Source organism: Streptomyces sp. NPDC028635 (genome assembly GCF_040637635.1).
Classification (GTDB): Bacteria; Actinomycetota; Actinomycetes; order Streptomycetales; family Streptomycetaceae; genus Streptomyces.
The window spans coordinates 170,978-194,723 of sequence record NZ_JBEZWX010000010.1 but is presented as its reverse complement, the minus strand read 5'-3'; the positions used below and the strand labels follow the sequence as shown (position 1 = coordinate 194,723).

Annotated in this window: 24 protein-coding genes and 1 pseudogene; 16 read left to right on the top strand and 9 right to left on the bottom strand. The window is 73.7% G+C overall.

What is annotated here, in order from left to right; all coding sequences use genetic code 11:
• Positions 1 to 36: 36 nt before the first annotated feature.
• The 3 genes from AB0E88_RS14175 to AB0E88_RS14165 form a co-directional block, all read right to left on the bottom strand.
• Positions 37 to 1,251, bottom strand: coding sequence for an immunity 49 family protein (locus AB0E88_RS14175; protein WP_361629170.1), 1,215 nt, complete (start codon positions 1,249 to 1,251; stop codon positions 37 to 39).
• Positions 1,252 to 1,661: 410 nt separating this feature from the next.
• The gene (locus tag AB0E88_RS14170) at positions 1,662 to 2,282 is read right to left on the bottom strand and encodes a TetR/AcrR family transcriptional regulator (protein WP_361629167.1); all 621 of its coding nucleotides are present in this window, start codon (positions 2,280 to 2,282) and stop codon (positions 1,662 to 1,664) included.
• A gap of 259 nt (positions 2,283 to 2,541) precedes the next feature.
• On the bottom strand, positions 2,542 to 3,033 hold the full coding sequence (locus tag AB0E88_RS14165) for a MarR family transcriptional regulator (RefSeq protein WP_361629164.1): 492 nt from the start codon (positions 3,031 to 3,033) through the stop codon (positions 2,542 to 2,544).
• Between the two features lie 160 nt (positions 3,034 to 3,193).
• On the opposite strand from AB0E88_RS14165, the gene AB0E88_RS14160 reads away from it, so the two are divergent.
• The 7 genes from AB0E88_RS14160 (at position 3,194) to AB0E88_RS14130 (ending at position 10,550) form a co-directional block, all read left to right on the top strand.
• On the top strand, positions 3,194 to 4,342 hold the full coding sequence (locus AB0E88_RS14160) for a PP2C family protein-serine/threonine phosphatase (RefSeq protein WP_361629161.1): 1,149 nt from the start codon (positions 3,194 to 3,196) through the stop codon (positions 4,340 to 4,342).
• Positions 4,343 to 4,487: 145 nt separating this feature from the next.
• The gene (locus tag AB0E88_RS14155; protein WP_361629329.1) at positions 4,488 to 5,387 is read left to right on the top strand and encodes an STAS domain-containing protein; all 900 of its coding nucleotides are present in this window, start codon (positions 4,488 to 4,490) and stop codon (positions 5,385 to 5,387) included.
• Positions 5,384 to 5,797 (top strand): STAS domain-containing protein, encoded by a 414-nt coding sequence (locus tag AB0E88_RS14150; RefSeq protein ID WP_361629158.1) that lies wholly within the window; start codon positions 5,384 to 5,386, stop codon positions 5,795 to 5,797. The genes AB0E88_RS14155 and AB0E88_RS14150 overlap by 4 nt, the downstream gene beginning before the upstream one ends.
• Positions 5,797 to 6,240, top strand: a complete 444-nt coding sequence (locus AB0E88_RS14145; protein WP_361629155.1) for an ATP-binding protein — start codon at positions 5,797 to 5,799, stop codon at positions 6,238 to 6,240. The genes AB0E88_RS14150 and AB0E88_RS14145 overlap by 1 nt, the downstream gene beginning before the upstream one ends.
• Positions 6,237 to 7,499 carry a SpoIIE family protein phosphatase gene (locus AB0E88_RS14140; protein WP_361629152.1) on the top strand — a complete coding sequence of 421 codons (1,263 nt, stop codon included), beginning with the start codon at positions 6,237 to 6,239 and terminating at the stop codon, positions 7,497 to 7,499. The genes AB0E88_RS14145 and AB0E88_RS14140 overlap by 4 nt, the downstream gene beginning before the upstream one ends.
• Before the next feature lie 10 nt (positions 7,500 to 7,509).
• A complete protein-coding gene (locus AB0E88_RS14135; RefSeq protein ID WP_361629149.1) occupies positions 7,510 to 9,243 on the top strand; it encodes a GAF domain-containing SpoIIE family protein phosphatase in 1,734 nt (577 codons plus the stop codon).
• A gap of 86 nt (positions 9,244 to 9,329) precedes the next feature.
• Positions 9,330 to 10,550 carry a PP2C family protein-serine/threonine phosphatase gene (locus AB0E88_RS14130; RefSeq protein WP_361629146.1) on the top strand — a complete coding sequence of 407 codons (1,221 nt, stop codon included), beginning with the start codon at positions 9,330 to 9,332 and terminating at the stop codon, positions 10,548 to 10,550.
• 207 nt (positions 10,551 to 10,757) lie between these two features.
• Here AB0E88_RS14130 and AB0E88_RS14125 read toward each other — a convergent pair.
• From AB0E88_RS14125 to AB0E88_RS14110, 4 genes and pseudogenes are all read right to left on the bottom strand, one after another.
• A pseudogene (locus AB0E88_RS14125) lies at positions 10,758 to 11,222 on the bottom strand (MarR family transcriptional regulator); the annotation flags it as partial.
• Between the two features lie 216 nt (positions 11,223 to 11,438).
• Positions 11,439 to 11,870: a PRC-barrel domain-containing protein gene (locus AB0E88_RS14120; protein WP_361629143.1), complete on the bottom strand. Its 432-nt coding sequence runs from the start codon at positions 11,868 to 11,870 to the stop codon at positions 11,439 to 11,441.
• The gene (locus AB0E88_RS14115) at positions 11,867 to 12,478 is read right to left on the bottom strand and encodes a PRC-barrel domain-containing protein (protein ID WP_361629140.1); all 612 of its coding nucleotides are present in this window, start codon (positions 12,476 to 12,478) and stop codon (positions 11,867 to 11,869) included. Before AB0E88_RS14115 ends, AB0E88_RS14120 begins: the two co-directional genes overlap by 4 nt.
• Positions 12,475 to 12,621, bottom strand: coding sequence for a hypothetical protein (locus tag AB0E88_RS14110; protein WP_361629137.1), 147 nt, complete (start codon positions 12,619 to 12,621; stop codon positions 12,475 to 12,477). Before AB0E88_RS14110 ends, AB0E88_RS14115 begins: the two co-directional genes overlap by 4 nt.
• Before the next feature lie 288 nt (positions 12,622 to 12,909).
• Between AB0E88_RS14110 and AB0E88_RS14105 the strand changes: the two genes are divergently transcribed.
• The 4 genes from AB0E88_RS14105 to AB0E88_RS14090 all read left to right on the top strand — a co-directional run bounded on the left by AB0E88_RS14105 (position 12,910) and on the right by AB0E88_RS14090 (position 16,888).
• Positions 12,910 to 13,344: a MarR family transcriptional regulator gene (locus AB0E88_RS14105; protein ID WP_361629326.1), complete on the top strand. Its 435-nt coding sequence runs from the start codon at positions 12,910 to 12,912 to the stop codon at positions 13,342 to 13,344.
• A gap of 120 nt (positions 13,345 to 13,464) precedes the next feature.
• Positions 13,465 to 14,316 (top strand): RNA polymerase sigma factor SigF, encoded by an 852-nt coding sequence (locus tag AB0E88_RS14100; RefSeq protein ID WP_361629134.1) that lies wholly within the window; start codon positions 13,465 to 13,467, stop codon positions 14,314 to 14,316.
• A 107-nt stretch (positions 14,317 to 14,423) separates the two neighbouring features.
• A complete protein-coding gene (locus AB0E88_RS14095) occupies positions 14,424 to 14,849 on the top strand; it encodes an ATP-binding protein (RefSeq protein ID WP_361629131.1) in 426 nt (141 codons plus the stop codon).
• Between the two features lie 842 nt (positions 14,850 to 15,691).
• A complete protein-coding gene (locus AB0E88_RS14090; protein WP_361629128.1) occupies positions 15,692 to 16,888 on the top strand; it encodes an MBL fold metallo-hydrolase in 1,197 nt (398 codons plus the stop codon).
• A 97-nt stretch (positions 16,889 to 16,985) separates the two neighbouring features.
• On the opposite strand, the gene AB0E88_RS14085 is transcribed toward AB0E88_RS14090, so the two are convergent.
• A complete protein-coding gene (locus tag AB0E88_RS14085; protein ID WP_361629125.1) occupies positions 16,986 to 17,321 on the bottom strand; it encodes a protealysin inhibitor emfourin in 336 nt (111 codons plus the stop codon).
• 121 nt (positions 17,322 to 17,442) lie between these two features.
• The gene (locus tag AB0E88_RS14080; RefSeq protein ID WP_361629123.1) at positions 17,443 to 18,651 is read right to left on the bottom strand and encodes a M4 family metallopeptidase; all 1,209 of its coding nucleotides are present in this window, start codon (positions 18,649 to 18,651) and stop codon (positions 17,443 to 17,445) included.
• Between the two features lie 753 nt (positions 18,652 to 19,404).
• On the opposite strand from AB0E88_RS14080, the gene AB0E88_RS14075 reads away from it, so the two are divergent.
• The 5 genes from AB0E88_RS14075 (at position 19,405) to AB0E88_RS14055 (ending at position 23,724) form a co-directional block, all read left to right on the top strand.
• Positions 19,405 to 21,573 (top strand): ATP-binding protein, encoded by a 2,169-nt coding sequence (locus AB0E88_RS14075; protein WP_361629120.1) that lies wholly within the window; start codon positions 19,405 to 19,407, stop codon positions 21,571 to 21,573.
• A 50-nt stretch (positions 21,574 to 21,623) separates the two neighbouring features.
• The gene (locus AB0E88_RS14070; RefSeq protein ID WP_361629117.1) at positions 21,624 to 22,058 is read left to right on the top strand and encodes a roadblock/LC7 domain-containing protein; all 435 of its coding nucleotides are present in this window, start codon (positions 21,624 to 21,626) and stop codon (positions 22,056 to 22,058) included.
• Between the two features lie 2 nt (positions 22,059 to 22,060).
• A complete protein-coding gene (locus tag AB0E88_RS14065) occupies positions 22,061 to 22,432 on the top strand; it encodes a DUF742 domain-containing protein (protein ID WP_361629323.1) in 372 nt (123 codons plus the stop codon).
• The gene (locus tag AB0E88_RS14060) at positions 22,410 to 23,099 is read left to right on the top strand and encodes an ATP/GTP-binding protein (protein WP_361629114.1); all 690 of its coding nucleotides are present in this window, start codon (positions 22,410 to 22,412) and stop codon (positions 23,097 to 23,099) included. The genes AB0E88_RS14065 and AB0E88_RS14060 overlap by 23 nt, the downstream gene beginning before the upstream one ends.
• 64 nt (positions 23,100 to 23,163) lie before the next feature.
• Positions 23,164 to 23,724: a GAF domain-containing protein gene (locus AB0E88_RS14055; RefSeq protein ID WP_361629111.1), complete on the top strand. Its 561-nt coding sequence runs from the start codon at positions 23,164 to 23,166 to the stop codon at positions 23,722 to 23,724.
• The last annotated feature ends 22 nt before the right edge of the window (positions 23,725 to 23,746 follow it).

The following is a 23,746-nucleotide window of genomic DNA, read 5'->3' as shown; positions in this document are numbered from 1 at the left end:
GGGCGGTGCCGTACCGCGACCGCCCCTCGCCCGCCGTCAGGTCGGGAACTCCCCGTACCAGGAACCCAGGACGAGATGCCTGGGCACGTACGGCGACGAGGTGTCCACCGGGAAGCCCGAGTCGTGGGCCACGCAGGCGAGTGCCAGCGGGCCCAGGGCGACCTGGGCACGCGGGTCGCCGGAGCCCTGCCAGTAACGGGCGTGGTGCGCGAGCGCCTCGGTGAGGGCGGCCGCGAACTTCTCCTCGTCGCGTGCGATGAACCGGTGGAACAGCGCGATCGGCTGGTAGTCGACCAGGTTCAGCAAGTCGTCCGGCGTACGGGTCGCCACCTGCGGGTCGGACGCCTGGATCGTGGCGATCAGCCGGTCGGCGACCTCGTCCATGGGGCGCCGCCCGATGAAGGCCTGCAGGGTGCCGATCCAGTGGAAGAGGTAGTCGTCCGCGTCACCGGCCCGGCGCAGCGCCTCCACCGGCACCTGGCTCAGCCGCGTCAGCCGCTCGCCCTCCCGGCACACCAGCGCCAGCCAGAACGCCTCCAGCCAGGCCCGCCCGTCGCCCTGCGGAGCCTCGGGCGTGGCGAACAGCGCGGTGCCCTCCTGCATGGCGCGCACCCATGCCTCCCAGCTCTGCAGCGTCCCCGCGGTGGGGTCGTCGGCGGCCTGGGCGTGGGCGTGCGCGAGCGCCGCGGCGAAGGGGGAGGGCTTCGGGGCGCCGCGCAGCCCCTTCATCAGGTCCAGCAGCTCCTTCGGGGCCTGCACGGACAGCGAGCGCGTCCGGTCGTCGATGTGCGTGAGACACACCAGCCGTCCGCGGTGCCACCAGTACAGCCGCGGGGTCAGCGAGCCCGGCCCGTCCTGGCAGGCGCCCAGCGCGTAGGCGCCCAGGTCGTTGACCGCGTCCACGACCGTGCCGTCCACGATCGGATGGAACGCCAGCAGATGCCGTGTCGGTACGGCCACCAGCGCGCCGGCCTCCGGCAGGTCCCGGCCGGTCACCTCCCGCACCAGCTCCGGCAGCACCAGCGCCTTGCCGGCGACGAAGTGCGAGTCGCCGTGGACCGAGTGCAGCACCGCCCCCGACGCGGTGCGCACCTCCTCGTGCCGCACGGGCTCCGCGAGCAGGTTGGCCCGGCCCGCCGCCCACAGCCGATCGGCGCCCGCCCGGGCCACGTCGCCGTCGTGCAGGACGCGCACCGAGTCGTCGGTGTCCAGGGCGAGGGCCGCGAGGAGTCCCTCGGCGACCGGACGCACGTAACGGAAGTTGCCCGCCGCCTCCTTGGGGGAACGCGTCGTCGGGCAGCAGCCGCAGCCGCGTCCCGCGCAGCAGCTCCTCGGCGCTCTCGTCGCCCCGCGAGGCGTTCTCCAGGCGCGCGAAGTGCTGCCGTACCAGCTCCGGCCAGTGTTCCCCGGGCACGTCACGGCAGCGCTGGGCCAGCGTCGTGAGCGGGCTGCGGCGCCCGTCGTGCAGGAGGTCCGCGCCGGAGACGACGACGTCGTCACCGTGGCGGGCGCGCAGGTGGTCGACGGCGAGGGAGCGCAGCCACGCGGCCTGCGGCTGGGTCAGCATGGGCAACGAGGGGTCAGATGTGTGCAGTTGGTCCACCCCGGGACTCTACGAGGCGGCAGCGGACCGCCCGGCGGCGCCCCCGGGGCGGTGTCGCTCACCGTCCCTGCGTCAGCAACGCCTCCCGGGTCAGCCCGAGTTCACGGGCCAGCGCCTCATCGACCCACTCCTGCGCCCGGATCCTGGAGACCGTGCCGCCGTACGCGGTCAGCTGCACCGCGAGCCCGTCCAGCAGAGCGGTCAGCCGCAGCGCGGCGGCGGCCGGATCGGGACAGGTGAACTCGCCCGCGGCCACCCCCTCCGCGACGACCTCGGCGAGCGCCGCCTTCCACTGCCGGTCCAGGGCGCGGCCCACCTCGCGCAGCGGCGGCTCGCGCAGGGCCGCCGACCAGCCCTCGATCCACAGCCGCCAGCCCTTGGCCTGTCCCGTCGGCGCGTACCAGCGCACCGCCGCGCGCAACCGGCGCAGCGCGGTGGTACGGCGGCCGAGCAGCTCCCGCAGGCGCGCGAGGTCGGCCTCGGCGGCGTAGGCGAAGGCCGCCGCGACCAGCTTCTCCTTGGTGGAGAAGTGGTACAGCACCAGCGCGTTGCTCACGCCGAGCGCCTGGGCGACGTCGGCGATCCGCACCGCCGCCACGCCCCGCTCCTCGATCTGCTCCACGGCCGCCCGCAGGATCTCCTCCCGCCGCTCCGCCACGCTCAACCGCACTCTCGCCACGGCTGTTCACCCTAGTGCAGCGCACGGGGCCGCATACCGCGAACGCCCGGCCCTGTCCTCGGGGCACGGCCCGCACCGGAGCCCTCGTGGTGGGCGCCCCTGACTGTTGCCGTTTGACAATAATAGTCGTGAGGCAACAAAGTAGCCGTGTCATACGTGCGCGGGAAGGATCTGGGATGTTCCGGTGGGCGGGCGCTGTTCCGTGCGCCGGCGGCCCGCGCCGGTGGGCGCCGGCGGACCCGGAGCCGCGCTTTCCGTCTCAGGCGGACCGGCTGTCGGCGTCGGCCTCGCCCGCGTCATGGCCTATCTGCGTGGCAACGGCGTCGCAGAAGGCCTCCAGGCCCTCCAGGAGGGCCGCACGCTTCGCCGCGGGCATCACGTCCAGTACGGCCTGCAGCTCTCGCTGTCTGCGCTCACGCAGGTCGGCGAGGAAGGCGCGGCCGCGACTGCTCAGGTGCAGGCGTACCTCGCGCCGGTCGGCGGGGCTGGTCTCGCGGTCGACGAAGCCGGCCGCCTGCAGCCGGTCGCACAGCCGGCTGGTCGAGGGAGGCGTGGAGGCCAGGGAGTCGGCGAGGGTGCGCAGATTGATGCCCTCGTGGTGCTCGAGGATGAGCAGCACACGCAGCTGGGACGCGGAGGCGGGCGCGGTGGAGGCCCGGCCCCAGACCACTTCCAGCAGCTCCGCGGCCGTGGAGGTCACCCGCGCGACCTCGTCGGGCTGCGGGCGGGCGCGGAAGGACGTCACGATCACACTCTCGTAGGCGCTGGGACGGCAGCCAGCGTACTAGGCGAGCGGGTCGGCTACTGATGACCCGGCAACCGGGTAGACGGATGGCACGACCGAAGTCCCCGAGTGATGTCCGGTATCCCACCGGCAAAGGATTGGTGTTTTTTACATCGTGAAGAGATTCGTGGTCGCTGAACGCGCTGTACGTACGGCGGCTCCGCACGAGCTGCTCGACGCCGTCCGTCGTGTACTGCTGGAGCAGTACGCGGCGGAGTCCGTCGAGCTGTTGATGGCCGACTACAGCCTCACCGTGCTGCAGCCGGTGTCGGTGCTGCCGCACACCCTGGAGCCGGTGTCGGTGCACAACAGCCCGGCCGGCCGCGCGTTCGGAGCCCAGCAGGCCTTCGTGGAGACGCTCGACGAAGGCCTGGCACGGGTCCACCTGCCGGTCACCGTGCGGGGCGACCGGCTCGGCGTGCTGTCGGTCACCCTGCCGGACGGCGGGCACGTCAAGGAGTGCCTCGCGGAACTCGCGGAGATCGCCGAGGTCCTCGCGCACGAGGTGATCGTGGCCGAGCGGGACACCGACCTGTACCTGCAGGCACGCCGCAAGGACCGGCTCACCCTGGCCGCGGAGATGCAGTGGCAGCTGCTGCCCGGACGCTCCTGCGCCCGCCCGGAGTACGAACTGGGCGCGCAGCTGGAGCCCGCCTACGCGATCTTCGGGGACAACTTCGACTGGTCCCTGACCGCGGACCGCCTCATGCTCTACGTCACCAACGGCATGGGGGAGGGCATCGAGGCCTCCCTGCTGACCAACCTGGCGATCAACGCGTTGCGCAACGCACGGCGGGCCGGCATCTCCATCGCCGACCAGGCGGCACTCGCCGATCAGGCGGTCTACGCGCATTACCAGGGCCGCTGCTATCTGTCGGTGCTGATGCTCGACTTCGAACTCGCCACCGGCCGGGTCCGGGTGGTGGACGCGGGCTCCCCGCAGATGCTGCGGCTGCGCGGCGGCGTGGTGGAACGGGTCCCCTTCGAGGCGCAGCTGCCGCTCGGCATGTTCGAGGAGACCGACTACGTCGTCCAGGAGTTCCAGGTCGAGCCCGGTGACCGTCTGATCTTCGTCAGCGACGGGGTGTACGCCGTCGCCTCCCCCAAGGGAGAGCCCTACGGCGACACCGCGCTGGCCCGGGCGATCCAGGCCACCCGGCTGCTGCCCGCCGCCGAGGTGCCCCGGGCCATCCTGCGGGAGCTGTCCGGCCACCGCGGCCGGCCCGCCCCGGACGACGACGCCCTGGTGGTCTGCCTCGATTGGCGGGGGCGGTGACCGGCGGCGCCGTTCGCGACGAGCCGCTCGCGGATTGCGGTGGTGTGTTGTTCGTGTCACCCGCCCGGCGCTAATGTTTGTCATGCGGCAATAATCGGCGGTGGATGAGCCGATCAGGGGCGTGGACCCTGTACCGAAGGAGAAGATGCAGGTGTCGGAGCAGGACGCGGCCCGGGAATCGGCGGCGCAAAGACTGGCTGTCTTCCTGGAACAGCGGCGGGAGCAGCTCGCCCAGCGCTGGGCGGACGCCCCCCTGTTCCGCACGGTGTTCACCGTCTCACGCGATGAGGCGGTGGAGGCGTGCAAGGCCGTGGTGGCCGCCCTGGCCGCCGTCGCGGCCACCGGCCGGCTGGAGGACATCGCGGCGCCCGGGTTCCAGGCTGCCCGCGACCAGCTGGGGCGGATGGCGGCCTCCCGTACCCGCAGCGGGTCGAGCGCGGCGCAGATCGCCGACGAGGTCGCCGCTCTGCGGGTCTCGGCCGCCGACCTCCTGCGCGGCGAGTTCCCCGACGGCTCCGAGGCCGACGCGCAGGAGTGCGCCCTCGCGCTCGCGCTGGTGATGGGCACGCTGCGGCTGGTGGTCATGGAGACCACGCTCAGCGCCGGCGAGGAGCTCATCGAGCGGCAGCGCCAGCAGCTTCTCGAGGTGGCCACCCCTGTCATCAAGCTCTGGGACGGAGTCGTCGCCGTCCCGCTGATCGGCACCCTCGACAGCGCCCGCAGCCAGGTCGTCATGGAGAACCTGCTGGAGGCGATCGTCGACCAGGAGGCCGACTTCGCGATCCTGGACATCACCGGCGTGCCCACGGTCGACTCCCTCGTCGCCCAGCACCTGATGAAGACGGTGGCCGCCGCCCGGCTGATGGGGGCCGAGTGCGTCGTCTCCGGCATCCGCCCCGCGATCGCGCAGACCATGGTCCACCTCGGCATCGACCTGGGGACGATCATCACGCGCAGCAGCCTGGCCGACGCCCTGGCGTACGCCCTGAGCAAGCAGGGCGTCGAAGTGTCCTCCCGGGCACCCGCCCTGTCGGGCCGCCCGTGACCTCGTCCCCCGCCGGCCAGGCGACCGCGGTGCCGGTCCTGGCGCTGGGGGACGTCCTGCTGGTCACCCTGCAAGGAGAACTCGAGGACCGAGCGGCAGAGCGACTGCAGCAGGACATCGCGCACCGCGCCGGCCGCCGACCGGTGCGCGCCGTGGTCATCGACATCTCCGGGGTGGAGATCGTCGACTCGTTCCTCGGGCGGGTCCTCGCCGAGATCGCCGCCGGCGGGCGACTGCTCGCGGTGTCCACGGTGCTGGCGGGGATGCGTCCCGCGGTGGCGATCACGCTGGCCGAGCTGGGCCTCACCCTGCCCGGCGTGCACACCGCTCTGAACGTCGACAGGGCGCTGTCCCTGCTGGGCCGGGCACCGTCGGACGGACCGTCCGCAGCCCCGGAGAGGGGCGCCTGATGTGCGCCCGGCTCACCGCCACGAAGACGGTCCCGATCGGTTCGGACGCCGACCTGGCCTGGGTGCGGCAACTGGTCCGGCAGGCCGCGGCCGACCTCGGTCTGAGCCTGGTCCAGCAGACCAAGCTGATCACCGCCGCCAGCGAACTCGCCCGCAACACCCTCATCCACGGCGGGGGCGGCCACATGGAACTGACCGCGCTCGACGACGGGCAGTCCCAGGGTCTGCGGCTGTCCTTCACCGACGAGGGGCCGGGCATCCGCGACATCGAGAAGGCGATGACCGACGGCTACACCACGGGCGGCGGCCTCGGTCTCGGGCTGAGCGGTGCCCAGCGGCTCGTGCAGGACTTCCAGATCGACAGCCGCCCCGGACAAGGCACCACCGTCACCATCGCGGTCTGGCTCTCCGGCCTGCCTTCCCCCCGCCCGGGTTCCCGATGAGCCGGGTGTGGGACGTCCCGGTCCCCGACACCACCCGCGTGCGCGACGTGCTGGTCGCCACCGAGGCGGCCTGTGCCCGGGCCGGGCTCGACGCACGGCGTACGGCCGCCGCGGTCCAGGTGGCCACGGAGCTGGCCACCAACGCGCTCCAGCACGCGGGAGGAGGGCACACCGTGATCCATCTCGTCGCCCCGCCCGACGCCGAACCCCGCACCGATGAGGCGTGGGTGCAGATCGCCTCCCTCGATCACGGGCCCGGCATCGGTGACGTGCGGGCGGCGCTCAGGGACGGCTTCACCACGCGCCCGGCCTCGCGCGGAGCCGGACTGGGGGAGTGCCTGCGGCAGGCCAACGCCTTCGACCTGTACGGCAGGCCCGACCGGGGCACGGTCGCCGTCGCGCGCGTCGGCCCCCTGCCCGCAGTGCGCGTCGGCCCCCGGGAGGCAGCCCCGCCGCCCGCGGAGTCCACCGGCTCCCGCCCGGCCGTGGGCGTCGGCCCTACGCCTGCAGAGGGCACCGGCCCCCGTCCCGCAGTGGGCGCCGGCCAGCCGCCCGCGGACGGCACCGGCCCCCGCCCGGCCGTGAGCACCGGCCCGCCGCCCGCAGAAGGCACCGGCACGCCGCCCGTCGCTCGGCAGGCCGTCCCGCCGGGCCGGCACACCCGTGAGCGGGTCGGCGGGCTCAACGTCCCGCTGGGCCTGGCCGAACACTCGGGCGACGCCTTCACCTGGGTGCGTTCCGGCACCCGCCTCACCATGATGCTGGCCGACGGACTCGGCCACGGGCCCAAGGCCGCGCACGCCTCGACCACGGCGGTGGCACAGCTGCGCCGCACCGCCGGCCTGCCGCCCGACGAGATCCTTCGCGGCCTGCACACGGCGTTGCGTCCCACCCGCGGCGCGGCAGTGGCCGTAGGACAACTCGACGAGTCCACGGGCCTGTTCACCTTCTGCGGAGTCGGCAACGTCGGTGCCCGTCTGCGCGTCGGCGACTCCTGGCAGTCGCTCCTGTCCCACCCGGGCATCGTCGGCGCCCATTTCCCCGCCCGGCTCCCGGTGCGCCGGACGCCCTGGCAGAGCGACAGCCTGTTCCTCCTGCACAGCGACGGCCTGCCCGGCCGCTGGACACCCCCCACCGATCCGCGGCTGTTCGCCCATGACCCGGCCGTGATCGCCGCGTCCGTCGTACGGGACGCCCGCGGCGCCGGCCGGCCCCTGCGCGACGACACCAGCGTGGCCGTACTCGTCCCCGAGCGCTGAACGGACCCCCATGACCGCTCCCGATGTCTGGATGATCCGCTCTCCCCACGACGCGGCCGCCGCCCGGACCGCGCTGACCCGGCTCCTGGCGGACGCCGACGTACCCACGCTCGACCGCCTGCGCTTCGTGACCGGTCTGACGACGCAGCTGCGCCGATGCCTCGCGCAGGGCGAGCACACCGAGCTGCGGATCGGTCTCCGGCCGGCGACGCCCCACGAGCCCGGGCAGGTACACGCCGCCCTGGTGTGCCCGGGGCGCGACGGACGCGATCCCCGGTGGCAGCGGACCATCAGCTACCGCGGACCCGGAGGCCCGAGCCCCGGCCGCCGGCCGGACGCCGACGTCACCGATCTCGCCGAGACCCTGCTCGCCGCGGACGAGGACACCGCGGACGTGCTGCGCCGGCTCGACGAGCACCTGGAGCTGGTGCGCTTCCACCGCGAGGAGATGCACCACACCAACCAGGGCGTCCTGGCACTGCACGCCGAGCTGGACGCCGCGGCACTCGCCCAGCGTGAACTGCTCGACGCGGAGCGGCAGGCGCGCGCCGAGGCGGAGAACGCGCGCGGCCTGCTCACCTTCCTCGCCGACGCCAGCGCGGCCGTGACCGCCTCCCTCCAGCCCGACGACATCGTGCGGCGCCTGTCCGGACTGCTGGTTCCGGACTTCGCCGAGCACCTCGACGTCTGGCTCTTCGGCGATGAGCAGCGCGACGACTTCACCGACGCGACCCAGGTGCGCCCCGCCTGCGCGGTGATCGCCGCCCGCACCGGCCGGCCGCAGCATGCCGCCGGCCACCCGGGCGGCGCGCCCGGCATCGCCGACCTCCCGCCGTCCGCGCTGGCCCCGGACAGGGCGCTGCTGTCCATCCCCCTCACCGCCCGCGGAGTCGTCGGTGTCCTCACCCTGACCGCGCCAGGGCCCCGCTTCGACCCGGACGCCTGCGTCATGCTGATCGAGCTGGCCCGCCGCGTCGGCATCGCCCTCGACCACGCCCGTCGCTACGAACAGCACCGCGACGTCGCCGAAGCCCTGCAACGGGCGCAGCTCACCGACCTGCCCACGGTCCGGGGCCTTCGGCTGGCGGCGCGATACCTGCCCGCCACCCACGGACTGAACATCGGCGGGGACTGGTACGACGCCTTCACGCAGCCCGACGGCAGTCTGCTCGCCGTCATAGGCGACGTCACCGGTCACGGACTGCGCGCCGCCGTCCTCATGGGCCAGCTGCGCACGGCGCTGCGCGCCTACGCCGTCGAGGGCGGCGGCCCGGCGGAGATCCTCACCCGGCTGCACGCCATGCTGCGCCACCAGCAGCACGAGCTGTACGCGACGGCGGCCGTGGCCCGCTTCCGTCCCGGCGAGACCACCGTCACCTGGGCGGCTGCCGGACACCCGCCCCCCATCGTGCGGCTCGCCGACGGCAGGGTGCGTCCGCTCGACGCCAGACCCGGGATCATGCTCGGGGTCCCGATGCCCTACACGTACCGGGAACACGCCGTCGACCTGCCGCCGGACTCCACCCTGGCCCTGTACACCGACGGGCTGGTCGAACGCCGGGCGCGCGGGATCGACCCGGGGATCGAGCGGCTGGCCCAGGTGCTCGGCGGGCTCGGTGCGGCGGAACTGGGGCACGACCTCGACGCGGCGGCCGAGTCCGTGCTCAAACCGCTGCTGCACGACTCCGACCGTGACGACGACGTCTGCCTGCTGCTCTGCCACACCACCGACGAGGCCCTGTGACGCGTGCCCGGCGAAGCACTGCATGGCGGATCCGCCGCCGCGATAGCGTGGAGACCGCAAGGGGAGATGGTGAACAAGGGGAGAAGGTGAACGCCGTGCATGCCTCTGAGCCCGTTCCCTCCGTGGAGAGCCGGCTGCGGGCCGTGCCGCCTCACGCCCTCGTCGCCACGGCCCAGCGTCTCCTCGCGGAGGAGACCGGCGCGCTGGAGACCACCCTCTTCCTCGCCGACTACGGTCTGCGGGTCCTGCAGCCGGTCACCCATCTGCCGCACACGGGGGAGCCCGTCCCCGCCCATGACGGTCCCGCCGGCAGCGCCTTCATCACCCAGAGCCCGGTGGTGGAGGTGATCCCCGATCCGACCGTCCACGTGGTGCACCTGCCCATCACGGTGCGCGGCGACCGACTGGGCGTCCTCAGCGTCCGGCTGCCCGCAGCGGCCGCGGATCCGGTCACCGTGCTCCGGCTGGGCGACTTCGCCACGGCGCTCGGCCACGAGGTGGTCACGGCCGGCCGCGACACCGACCTGTACCTCCTCGCCCGGCGCACCCGCCGCCTCACCCTCGCCGCCGAGATGCAGTGGCAGCTCCTGCCGGGCCGCGGCTGCGCCCGCGACGAGTACGTCATCGGCGCGCACCTCGAACCCGCGTACGCCATCGGCGGGGACAACTTCGACTGGTCCACCGGAGCCGATCACCTGACCCTGACCGTCACCGACGGCATGGGGCAGGGCGTCGACGCGTCCCTTCTGACCAGCCTCGCGGTGGGCGCCCTGCGCAACGCCCGCCGGGCCGGGATCTCCCTGGCCGACCAGGCCTGCCTGGCGGACCAGGCAATCTTCGCCCACTACGGCGGCAAGGTGTACGCGTCCACGCTGCTGCTGCACTTCGACCTGACCACCGGCGTAGTGCACGCGGTGGACGCGGGATCGCCCATCCTGTACCTCCTGCGCGACGGCACCATCCGGCAGGTCGATCTGGAGGCCCAGCTGCCCCTCGGCATGTTCGAGGAGACCCCCTACGAGGAGCAGACCTTCCGTGTGGAACCCGGCGACCGGCTCGTCGCCGTCAGCACCGGCGTCCACAACACCCGCTCCGCGCTCGGCGACCTCTTCGGCGAGCACGCCCTGCGTCAGGTACTCAGCGCGACGCGGCACACGTCTCCGCACGAGACCGCGCGTGCCGTCGTCTCCGCGCTGTGGGAGCACTTCGGGGGCCGCGACCTGATGGCCGACGCCGCGGTGGTCTGCCTCGACTGGTCCGGCCGTGGTGCGCGGAGCGCCGTTCAGGACCCGCGCACGGCCGGGTGAGCGGACGCGTCACCGCTGCGCGGGCGGAGACGCACCGGTTTCCCGCGAGGCGACGTCCTGCGCACCCTGCGCCTCGGCTTCCTGCGCACTCTGCGCTCCGGCGTCCTGCGCACCCCGCGCGCCGGCGTCCTGCGCACCCCGTGCCCCGGCGCCCTGTGCACCCCGCGCTCCGGCCTCTCGCGCACCCGCGTCCGGCTCACCGGCTTCCCGCGCGGCCAGGAAGGCGCGCATGCCGCGGCTCAGGGCCGCGCGTTCCTCGGGCGCCATCGACGCCAGGGCGGCGCCCAGGGCCTGTGCCCGCCGGGACGCCACGTCGTCCAGCACCCGGTTCCCCTGCCCGGTGAGCCTCAGCCGCACCTCCCGCCGCTTGTGCGGATGGGACAGGCGTTCGAGGAGACCGGCGGCCTCCAGCCGGTCGCACAGCCGGCTCGCCGTCGGCAGCCCTATGCCCAGCTGCTCGGCGAGGGCCGTGAGGTTCACGTCCGGAGCCGCTTCCAAGGCGCGCAACGCCCTCAGCTGGTGCAGGGACAAGCGCAGGGCGGCCTCCTGGGCGGCCACGGTCCAGAGGTCGGTGAGACTGTCCACGGCATCGGCGATCTCCACCGCGACAGCCTCGACGCCGTCGCGCGATCCCCTCGCTTCGTCGCCTCCGGGGCTGCCGAGACGGGTCACCAACACATCACTTTCCGTAAACTCCAGGACTGGGTACGCGTCCCCATCCCCACGCTGTACCCGAAGTGGCGAGGGGCAAGCGGTACTACCGTCTGCCTCTTCGCCCGTCCGGCGGATCCGGCGGCATTCCGGCAGCACACGGCTCACGGGCCGGCCCGGCCGGTCGCGCCGCCACCACTGCCGCGCAGCGCGCTCTCGGCCCCCGGCGGTCCGGGATCACCTGCTCTCCGCGCGGACCACCACGGCGTACGAGCCCGCGCCGATCAGCCGCTCACCGGGAATGTCTCCCAGCGCGGTGAACAGGGTGAGCACGCGTCCCGAGTCCGGGTCGTACGCCACGTCCTTGACCGTGCCGTGTTCGCTCCCCTGATCCGTCAAGACCCGGCGTCCGACGACCTCGTGATGTGCGGGCACATCGGGCGCGGTGCGGTCGGCGGCCATTCGGGAGCGCACGATGACGGCATCCGGGCCCACGGCTTCGACCGCGCTCCAGGAGACGGCGTCGGTGTGGTCGGGAGCTCCCGACAGACGCAGGTACGAGACGGTGCCCGTGGTCGCGTCGACCGACAGCGCCTCCACCTTGCCGAGGGAGGCGGCCTCGACGGCGGTCAGCACCGGCAGCCCGCGCGTCTGCGAAAAGAGCATCATCCGCGTCCTCCTGTGTCCTCACCGGGGGTGACGGTGTCCGCGGAACCCTGCCGGCTCCGCACCTGGAAGGCCTCGACCTGGGCCGCGAAGTGCGGCAGGTCATCGGCGAGGAAGTGACGCGCGGACGTGGGAACGACCAGCGCCTGTCCGGACACGGCGAGCGTCTGGCCGCGCGGGATGAACACCTTGCGCTGCCGCCGCTCCAGACGCGCGTGGGCGGCGATCTCGAACCCCACCACCCGGCCGCCGGCACCACTCGCGACGACGAGGTCGAGCACGGTGCCCACCTCCGTGCCCTGGTCGGTGAGGACCGGCGCGCCCAGCACATCGCCGTGCGCGGCCTCGCCGGACCCGATGACCGCCCGCCGTTCCACCAACGCCGTCTCGTCACGGACCATCACGGCGGACGGCCCGACGGCATGGACGCCGGCGAACGGCAGACTCCTGCGCAACGGCCCCGCCAGCAGCCCGCGCCCGTTCAGCGTGAAGCCGATGACACGGCCCGCCGGAGCGTCGAACACGGTGTCCTTGACCTTCGCCAGGGCTTCACCGCCCAGCGTCACCACGACCCGCCCGGTCAGCTCGGAGGCCAGCAGAAGCGTGCTCACCGGGCACCTCCCCGACGGGGCCGCCGCTCGCGCCGCACCACCAGGACCGTGCCGGAGCGGCGGCGCGCCTGCAGGGCGACGGCTCCCACGGTGAGCAGCAGCACCAGCGCGACGAGGAGAAGCGTCCAACCCCACCACGTCATTGTCGGTCTCCTTCGCGTCGTCACCTTCAGCAGCGCAAGCCGTCCCCCAACCACCCGCGCTAGTGCGGTTGCCCGCACCGGGAGACCTCAACCCACGCTGCCGGCCTGGCCAGTTGGCCGCTCGCGGCAGGCGGGAAACAGCACGGGCGTCCCGCCGCAGGAGCGGCAATGTCCAAGTCGCCTGTGCCCGGCTCCGGCCCCCAGTAGGCTGGCAGCCCTCCCAGCGCCTGCGAGAGTGTGACCGTGACCGACTTCCGACACCCGCCTCAGCCCGTGGAGATCGCGCGTGTGACCTCCATGGCCGCGGAGCTGCTGGAAGTGGTCTGGGGCCGGGCCTCCACCGCGCCCGCCTCCGCTTCCCAGCTCCGTGTCCTGTTCATCCTCGAACACCACGAAGGCATCAACCTGCGCACCCTCGCCGAATCGCTCGCCTCCACGTCGCCGTCGACCAGCCGGCTCTGCGACCGGCTGCGGGCCGCGGGTTTCGTCGACCGGGTCGTCAGCCCGGCCGACCGGCGGGAGGTGCGCCTGCGGCTGAGCGGTCGTGGCCGCGCGTTCCTCGTCGATCTGCGGGCTCGCAGGGAGAAGGAGCTGCAGGCCGTCCTGGCGCTGATGCCGGCGGCGCAACGCGCCGCCCTGCTGTCCGGGCTGGAAGCCTTCTGCGACGCGGCCGCCACCCGGATACACGACGGCGCCGAAGGCCCTGGCAGCCGGACCGCTTGACGCGCTCTCCCCCCTGGCGGCGCGGGCGGGCCGGAGGGCGCGCGCATGCTTGCCGCGAACCGGGGTAAGCGGGCGTCACTGACCGCTTTCGGTCGGGGAGGTCACGAGAAGGGGAGAGGGATGATCGCAGCGACGGCGTCACGCACGGAGGCGGACGGCAAGACGGCCGGCCTGCCGGAGGTGACCGACCCCCGGACGGTTGCGCCCAAGGACGCCCGGCAGCTGACGAAGGCGTTCCTCGAGCGGCTGGCGGTACTGGAGGAGGGCACTCCGCAGTACCAGTACGCGCGCAACACCCTGATCGAGATGAACACCTCTCTCGTGCGGTACGCGGCGGGGCGGTTCCGCAGCCGTGGCGCGGAGGAGATGGAGGACATCGTCCAGGTCGGCACGATCGGCCTGATCAAGGCGATCGACCGCTTCGAGCTGTCCCGGGAGGTGGAGTTCACCTCCTTCGCCATCCCCTACATCGTCGGCGAGATCAAGCGCTTCTTCCGGGACACCTCCTGGGCCGTCCACGTGCCCCGCCGCCTGCAGGAGGCCCGGGTCGAGCTGGCGCGGGCCACCGAGGAACTGCGTTCCCGGCTCGGCCGCACCCCCACCGTCCGGGAGCTGGCCGAGCTGATGAGCCTGTCGGAGGAGGAGGTCATCGAGGCCCGCATGGCCTCCAACGGCTACAACTCCTCCTCCCTGGACGCCACCATCGGCGGCGAGCCGGACGGAGAGACGGTGCTGTCCGACTTCATCGGCGCGGAGGACCCCGCCATGGGGCTGGTGGAGGATTTCCACGCCCTGGCGCCCCTGATCGCCGAGCTCGGTGAGCGCGACCGGCAGATCCTGCACATGAGGTTCGTCGAGGAACTCACCCAGGCCCAGATCGGTGAGCGCCTGGGGTGCTCGCAGATGCATGTCTCACGGCTGCTGTCACGGACCCTGAAGCGCCTGCGGGAGGGCATGCTCACCACGCGCTGAACCGCTGCCGGTGCGTGCACCGGAGTGAGGAGTGGCGTCGCCGGAGCCGGGCAGGCGCACGGGAACGTGGTGAACAGGTACCCACCGGCCAGTCAGGGAGGCAGCGCGTGATCCGCCATCGTCCGGGAACGGGAGTCGGCCCGTCGCGGCAGACGGTCCTCGACAGCGACCCGGAAACGCCCGTCCGGGCTCGGCGCCTGTGCCGGCGGTACCTGCGCCAGCTGGTACCGCCGGTCGAGGGCCGCGCGGCCGACGACGTGGAGCTGGTGGTGTCGGAGCTGGTCACCAACGTGGTGCGGCACGCGCGCAGCGCGACGTGCGTGGTGAGCCTGGACGCCCGGCCCGACGCGGTCGAGGTGACCGTACTGGATTCCGACCCCACGCCTCCGTGCTCACGCGTCCCCGACCTGAGCGGGCAGGCCGGAGGGTTCGGCTGGCCCATGGTCCGCCGCCTGGCCAAGCGAGTGACGGTAGTGCCGGTCCCGAGCGGCAAGGCCGTGTGCGTACTGATGCCGCGGCCGGCCGCCGGCTGAGGCATTCGGGGCAGGATCCTGCCGATCCCGACCTCGCGTGGTTTACCCGGCACGGTACGTGGCACCCGGATGACGCATGGTAGCTGCGGCTCCGAAGGCGAAGTCGGGCCGCAGCGTGCGTCTCCCCTTCGGAGGGGCGGCGGGGCCGGACGGCGAACCGGCCGCGCCGCCCTTCTGCGTGACGGGCCGCCGCCTCGCGGGCAACCGGGGCGGCGAGATCCACCGGCGCGGCGCCACTGCGGCAGGGCCGCAGGCCGCCCGGCCCTGACCCCGGTCCAGCCCGCGCGCCCCCTGGGCCCCGGCCCCGGTCCGGCCTCTGGGCCCCGGGCCCTGACCGCCACCGCAGGTCTGCGGTTGCTGCCTTCGGGTCCGCCTGCCCCGGCCGCGTGCGGTGTCTCGCCCCAAACCGCGGTGCTCTGATCCTGGCTTTGACGGCCGGCCCGGCCCCGGCCCCTGCTCCTGTCCTGCGGGCATGCCGCCGGTTCGGTCTCCGCGCCCCCTCCGGCCACCCGGCCCCCGGCCCGCGGTCCCCGGCCGCTCGGCCCGTGGTTCCTCCGACTCCGGGCCCTCGGCCGCCGGGCCTCCGGCCCGCGGTCCCCGGCCGCCCGGCCCGCGGTCCCCGGCCCTCGGCCCCGCGGGCCGTCCACCCTCAGCCCCTCCGCCCGGGGCTTGCGGCCTGCGGCCCTCCGCCCTCGGGCCCCTCCACCCCCGCTTCTCCGGGCCCCGAGCTCCCCCGCTCCCGCCCCTGGCGTATGGCGTCCGGTGCCCCCGGGTGCCGTCCTCGCCCGGCGTTGTGCGTGGGGCGGACCATAATGGAACGCCCCGACTCTTCTGGAGGTGCCGTGACCGGCTTGCGTTCCACGAGCTCCGCGCTGCGTGCGCTGAGGCCGGCGGCCTTCGGCGCCGACCCGGCCGGTGAGCGCCTGGCGCGCATCCGGCGTTCGCCCCACTTCAAGGACGGCGTGTTCGTGAACCCGGGCGGCGCCGCCCGCACCCGTCCGTCCGGCTCCGCGGTGGACTTCGCCAAGGTCTACTTCGACAAGGAGGCCCGCCCCCGGCGCTCCCCGACGGGCACGGTCCCGGTGCACGCCACCACGCTCGCCGACCTCGCCCGGCCACCGGCGACGGGGCTGCGGCTGACCTGGATGGGGCACTCCAGCGTGCTCGCCGAGATCGACGGGCAGCGGGTGCTCTTCGACCCCGTGTGGGGCGAGCGCTGCTCGCCGTTCCCCTTCGCCGGCCCCAGACGGCTGCACCCGGCGCCGCTGCCGCTCGCCGCGCTCGGCCCGGTGGACGTCGTCGTCATCTCCCACGACCACTACGACCACCTCGACATGCCCACGATCAAGGCGCTGGCCGGTACGGACACCCTGTTCGCCGTGCCCCTCGGCGTGGGCGCCCATCTGGAGCGCTGGGGCGTCGCGGAGAGCCGGCTGCGCGAGCTGGACTGGCACGAGGACACCAAGGCCGGCCCCCTCACCCTGACGGCCACCCCGGCCCGCCACTTCTGCGGCCGTGGCCTGCGCAACACCCAGCACACGCTGTGGGCGTCCTGGGTCGTCGCGGGCGAGGAGCACCGGATCTACCACAGCGGCGACACCGGCTACTTCGACGGCTTCCAGGAGATCGGCGCCGCCCACGGCCCGTTCGACGCGACGATGATCCAGATCGGCGCGTACAGCGAGTTCTGGCCGGACATCCACATGACCCCGGAAGAGGGCGTACGGGCCCACCTCGATCTCCAGGGCGGCGCGCCGCACGGGGCGCTGCTGCCGATCCACTGGGGCACCTTCAACCTCGCCCCGCACCCGTGGGCCGAACCGGGGGAGTGGACGAGCCAGGCGGGCGCCGAGGCCGGCCAGCCGGTGGCGCTTCCCCGTCCGGGCGAGCCGTTCGAACCCACGGGCGAGCTGCCGGTCGATCCGTGGTGGCGGGCAGTGGCGCGCCCCGGCGTGTATCCGTGGCGTCGCCCCGAGACGGCGGACGTGGTGGCGGACGACTCACGGCACGGGGATCTCGACCTGGCGGGCGACCGGTGACGCCGGTCACGGATCCGGCACCGATCACTCGCTCCTGAACCGCTCCGGCGCCCGGGGCCGCGGAACGGGCCGCGTGAGCCACCGGCGGCCCCGCTCCTCACCGCTGCGCGAAGTGCTGCTCGAGCCAGTCGAGCAAGGCTGCGAACTCCGGGGTCATGGTGGTGTCCGACTGGGTGAGGACGGTCGTACGGCCGCCGGTCTCCAGCGTGACCGTGTAGCTCATGGCGTCCCGCGCCCGGTTCGGCGTCGGCGGTCGTTCGGACTCGGCGGCGATGCCGGTCGCGGTGTCGGCCGCCGAGGAAGCCGCCGCCACCAGCTCGGCCAGCTCCGCCGCGGTGTTCGCGGGGAGCGTGCCGGTGTCCAGCACCTCGGGCGGGAGCCCGAGCCGGAGGGCGGCCGCCTGCCCGCCGTGCGTCGCCAGGGTCACCCTCATCGTCCACAGCCCTCCATCCCGGCCGGGCGGCCCTGCCCTCGCCCTCCCCGTCGACCGGACGGCTCTCGTGCGACTTCAGGGGCGGACCGGGACCGGCCCGCCCTCCGTGTCCCGCCGACGGTCACCTGCCCTTCAGTGCGGCCAAGTCCTTGGCCAGTCCTCCCACTTGGGCGGCCAGTGCCCCGACCTGCTTGGTCAGGGAGGCGACGCCCTCGTCACGGCCGGCACCGCCGTTGCGGCCGGCCGCGAGGCCCTGCGCCCGGGCGACCCCAGCCGGAACGCCGCTGATCTGGATCCCCACCTCCTGCCAGGCGGCCAGCACGGCCAGTTGTTCGGTGCCGCCGGCCCCGAAGAGTTCCCCGGCCTTCTGGTACGTGGTGTCCGCGAAGTCCTGGAACTGCGTGTCCGGGCTCGACGCCCTGAGCGACTCGTACCAGATGAGGCCGGGAGCCTCCCAGGCGAACCCGCCGATACCCCGCGCCGTCTCGTAGAACGCCTTGTTCGGAATGCCCGAGTTGATGTGCACGCCGCCGGAGTCACCGGCCTCGGTGTCCGGCAGGTTGACGTACCGGCTCATGTGGTCGGGCTGGGGATCCTTGCCGAACAGGGCGTTGTCGTAGGCGTGCCCGGGCTCCTTCATCGAGCGCAGGGCGTCGGCGTCGATGCCGGGGGTGAAGATCTCGGTCCCGATCAGCCAGTCCGCCTCCTCGACCGTCTGCTTCCGCGACCACTGCTTGACCAGTGTTCCGAAGACGTCCGAGACGGATTCGTTCAGCGCCCCGGACTGGTTGTGGTACTCGAGTCCCGCGGTGTTCTCGGTGACTCCGTGCGTCAGTTCGTGGGCGATGACGTCGAGGGCCCCGGTGAAGTCGGTGAATATCCTTCCGTCGCCGTCGCCGAACACCATCTGGCGGCCGTCCCAGAAAGCGTTGTTGAAGTGCGAGCTGAAGTGGACGTATCCGTCCAGGCGCATCCCCCGGCCGTCGATCGAATTGCGGTGGAACAAGGCCTGGTAGAAGTCGCGTGTCGCGCCGAGCCCGTCGAACGCCCTGTTGACGGACTCGTCGCCGGAGGCCGGCCCGTCCTCCGAACGGGCGTGCACGGCGAGGGGCAGAGACCTGCCGTGCCGGCAGTCGAAGACGGTCCTGCGGCCGCCGGCGAGGGCGGCGGTTCCGCTGAGGGACGCCCGGACCGTGCGCTCGCCGCGCAGGGCCGCGGTGGTCAGCATGGTGGCCACCGCGGCCTGATGCACCTCGCTGTCGTCGCTTCGCATGAGCTTGTCGAGCAGGTGCGGGGGGATGATGCAATGGAGGCGGTGGATCCTGGTCATGGGACACCTCGCGTGCAAGAGGAGGGGGCGGTGGCGCCGCGCTCCTCCGGTGTTCGTACATGGGTCGTTCCTCGCATCGCGGAACAACCGTGCCCGTCCCGACCGGCATGACCACTGCTGTCGCGGAGCGCCGATGCGCGCTGATCCGGGGAAGGGCGGTGGCGCCGTGACCCGACGGTCACGTCCGACAAACTGGACGGCACCCGTGAACGCGCCTGCTTCCAGTATCCGCTCGTTGTCCTCGGCGCGCACCTCGGACCTCCGCCTTCCGACCAGGTGTGAGGGGGCGTCAGGGACACGCCGTCGGCGCCGGGGAACGTTCCGGCCACCGGCGGGTCAATCCCCTGCGAGCGGCCGGCGACGACCGTGCCCGGACGGCGTCGACCGCGCCGATGTTGACGCTGAGTGATGCGCAGGGGAGGGCTCTGCGGGGCGCGGACCGGTCCCGGGTGATCTCCGGCGGGTGCCGGCCGAACCGGGGACGGGAGGGGGCGAGGGTCGGCAGGCGAGACACCTCCCGACCCTCGCGCTTTGCTCACGACCGCTCCTGAACAGCTCTGATCGCGAAATGATCGCCACTGTCCGCCCGTCGTGCGAGGTTATCGGTCTGTCGTACGAAGGCTCATACCAGAGCGGGATGCTGTGCGTGGGACTTTGTCAACTGCCCACCGCACATGATGCGTTGCCGACTACTGTGAGTGTCCGTCGGGCGACACCGGCCCGACGGACCAGGCCCCCAGTACGAGGACACCGATGTCTCACCTCCGCGCACCGGCCGCACGCGCAGACCGCCGTGAGGGCGGCGGGCGGCACGGGCGGCCGGCAGTCCGCACCCACCCCTCCGTCCCCGAGGCCCACATACGGCCGCAGCTGCTGCGCCTCGCCGTGCTCCCGCCGACCGCCGTCGCGCTGAGCGCCTGCGCGGCCGTGCTGTTCACCGTCCGCACCTCCGCGCCACGCCCCGGCACCGGCCTGTGGGCCGTGCTGGCCGGCGCGGCCGCCGTCGCCCTCGCCGGCATCGTCATCGCCGCCGTCGCCGCCGACCGCACCGCCCGCTCCGTCGGCGACCGGGTCGGAGCCCTGCGCCGCGGCAGCGCGCGCGGCGAGGCGGACCTGCGCGCCCTGGTCGAGGCGCTGCGTCGCGGTGAGACCCCGCCCGCACCCCCGCAACGCCGCGCGCCGGGCGCCGACGCCGACGACCTCGACCTGCTCGCCGCCGACCTGACCCGCGCGCACGACGCCGCCGTCACCGCCGTCGTCCAGGCCGCCCAGCTGTCCAGCCAGACCGGCAGCGAGCAGAAACTGGAGGTCTTCGAGAACCTCGCCCGGCGCCTTCAGTCCCTGGTGCACCGGGAGATCTCCATCCTCGACGAGCTCGAGAACGAGATCGAGGACCCCGACCTGCTGAAGAGCCTCTTCCACGTCGACCACCTCGCCACCCGCATCCGCCGCCACGCCGAGAACCTCGCCGTGCTCGGCGGCGCCGTCTCCCGCCGGCAGTGGAGCCACCCGGTCTCCATGACCGAGGTGCTGCGCTCGGCGATCGCCGAGGTCGAGCAGTACTCACGGGTCAAGCTGGTCCCGCCGATCGAGGGCACCCTGCGCGGCCACGCCGTCGCCGACGTCATCCACCTGCTCGCCGAACTCGTCGAGAACGCCAGCGTGTTCTCCGCCCCGCACACCCAGGTCCTGCTGCGCGCCAGCCTCGTCACCTCCGGCCTCGCCGTCGAGGTCGAGGACCGCGGCCTCGGCATGCCCGTCGAGGAACAGCAGCGGATGAACCAGCTGCTCGCCGACCCCGACCAGGTCAACGTGGCCCGGCTGCTCTCCGACGGTCGCATCGGGCTGTACGTGGTCTCCCAGCTCGCGCGGCGGCACGGCATCCGGGTCCGGTTGCAGAGCAACATCTACGGCGGGGTCCAGGCCGTCCTCGTCGTCCCGCAGACCCTGCTCGGCACCGACGCCGACAGCGGTTCCGGCGCCGTCCCGGCGGCCCCGACCGGGCACCACGACTCCGGCACCGGCCAGGTCCCGGCGGCCGGAATCCGGCCGCACGCCTCCGGCACCGGCGCGCACCCCGTCGTCGTACCGCCGCAGCAGGCGCATCCCACCGGGCTGTACGCCGTGCCACCGCACCAGCCGCAGCCCGCGCCCGCGAGCGCGTCCCACGCCACGGCCCCGGACGGCGACGACGGTGCCGTGCCGGTCGTACGGCCGACGCAGGGCGACCGGCACACCGGCGCCGGGAGGCCGGGCGCGGCGGACTTGGGGCCGTCCGCCTTCCCGCTGCCCGAGCAGCCCGCTTCCCCGCCCCACGACCGCGCCGCACCCCCTGCCGGCGGCCCCGGGCGTGCCGCCGGCGGGGGGAGCGCCCACGAGGAGAGTGCCCGCGAGGGAAGCGTTCCTCCGTTGCCCGTGCGGGGACGGCAGCAGGAGCGGCCCACCCCGGCCGCGGCCGTGCCCGGCATCCGGCCCGAGGACCGGGCGGCCGTCGAGGAGATCGCGGGCGCCCCGCCGCTCCCGCGCGCCGGCGCCGTCCGCGGCACCATGGGCAAACCCCGGCTGCCCCGGCGCCGCGCCCAGGAACACATCGTCCCGCAGCTGCGCGGCGGCCCCCTGCCCCGCCCCGAGGACGACGCCGCCGGACCCGACCCGGGTCTGATGGCCGCCTTCCGGCGCGGCATCACCCTGGCCGAGACCCAGCAGAGCCCCGACCCGGTCCCCGGCCCCCGCCCGCAACCGGCCACCGGGCCCACCGCCCTGCACCTCCCGGCCGAGCACGCCGCGCACGCCCCGTACACCGGGCTGCGGGCCGTGCACCTGCCCGCGCCGCTCGACGCCCCCGGTGCCCGCGACGGCGGGCCGGCCTCCGCGCCCGACCGTCTCACCACCCGGCACGACGGGAGCGCACCGGCCGGATGACCACCCCCACCGCTCCCGCCCCACCACGTACCCCAAGGAGTCGATCCACCATGGCGAGCGATGCGCCGACCGCCCAGGCAACCGACCTCGACTGGCTGTTGAGCGGCCTCGTCCAGCGCGTACCCCACACCCGCAGCGCCGTCCTGCTGTCCTGCGACGGGCTCGTGAAGTCCGTCCACGGGCTCGACGTGGACAGCGCCGACCACATGGCCGCCCTCGCCTCCGGCCTGTACTCCCTCGGCCGCAGCGCGGGAGTGCGCTTCGGCGACGGCGGCGACGTGCGGCAGGTCGTCGTCGAACTCGACGCGACCCTGCTGTTCGTCACCACCGCCGGCTCCGGCACCTGCCTCGCCGTGCTCGCCGGCCGCGACGCGGACGCCGCCGTGCTCGGCTACGAGATGGCCATGCTCGTCAAGAGCGTCCGCCCCTACCTGGTCACCGCGCCCCGCCAGCAGTCCGCCGAACCCCCGGTGATGCGGCCTTGAGCGTGGCGGCGGCCGGGGAAGGGCCCTGGCTCGACGACGCGGCAGGCCGGCTGGTGCGCCCCTTCACGGTCAGCAACGGCCGCACCCGCCCCAGCGTCGCACTCGACCTGATGTCACAGGTGATGGCCACCGGGGCGACCCCCCTCGGCTATCTCGGCCCCGAACACGCACAGGCACTCGACCTGTGCCGGGCACCCGTCTCGGTGGCCGAGATCTCCGCCCACCTGAAGCTGCCGGCGGTGGTCACCAAGGTGCTGCTGTCCGACCTCGTCGACACCGGGGCGGTCACCACCAAACCCCCGGCGTACCACCACCAACCCACCGACCGGGCCCTACTGGAGGCAGTGCTCGATGGACTACGACGACAGCTCTGAGATGTCCTACGACCGCTCCGGTCACGGCGGCCACCCCGAGTACCGCGGCGGCACGCCCCCGTACCCGGGGCCCGACCACGACGGCGACGCGGACCCGTTCCCGACCGCGCTGAAGATCCTCGTCGCGGGCGGATTCGGAGTCGGCAAGACCACCTTCGTCGGCGCGGTCAGCGAGATCGCCCCGCTCAGCACCGAGGAGCTGCTCACCACCGTCAGCGCGGCCACCGACAGTCTCGAGGGCATCGAGAACAAGATGGAGACCACGGTCGCCATGGACTTCGGCCGCATCACCCTCGACTCCGAGCACGTGCTGTACCTGTTCGGCACCCCCGGCCAGGAGCGGTTCTGGTTCATGTGGGACGAACTGTGCGAGGGCGCCCTCGGCGCGGTCGTCCTCGCCGACACCAGGCGGCTGCAGGACTGCTTCGCCGCCGTCGACTTCTTCGAGGAGCGCGGCCTCGGCTTCATCGTCGCCGTCAACGAGTTCGACGGCGGCCACCGCTACGACCCCGAGGAGGTCCGCGCCGCCATCGACCTGGCCCCGGAGATCCCCGTCGTGCGCTGCGACGCCCGGATCTCCGCCTCCGGTGTGCAGACCCTGCTCACCCTCGTGCGGCACCTCATCGCCTACGCCCCCGTCGCCCCCGCCTCCACCCGCGGCGCCTGACAGGAGAGACCGTGACGCCCGCAGACCCTCCCCTGAACCACCCCCGGACCGCTGGAGAACGGCCATGAGGTACGAGCCGCCGAGCCCCGTCGGCCGGCTGCTGCTCACCCCCGAGGACCGCGACGCGCCCGCCCGCGCCCGCCGGCTGCACCTGCTCGGCCTCGGGGACCGGCCCGAGCCCGCCCTCGACTCCTACGCCGGCCACCTCGCCGACCTCACCGGGGCGCCCTTCGGGATGGTCAACTTCCTCGGCGCGCACACCCAGTTCTTCGCCGGACTGCACGCCCCGCCCCCGCCGCCGCCCGTGCCGGGCGAGCCGCCGCGCCCCGCCCTCGGCCGGGTCCTGCCGCGCGACCACGGCTACTGCCCGCACGTCGCCGTGCGCCGCCGCGCCCTGGCGCTGGAGGACGTCGCCGACTACCCGCGCTTCGCCGGCAACCCGGTCGTCGACGAGTACGGCATCCGCTCCTACCTCGGCGCCCCGCTCATCGACTCCACCGGAACCGTCCTCGGCACCGTGTGCGTAGCCGACCGCGAGCCCCGCTCCTGGGGCACGGCCGGCCTGGAGACGATCAAGTCCGCGGCCGCCGACCTCGCGGGGCGACTGGAACACGGGCTGGTGTGACCCCGGACCACCGGCCGGCGGG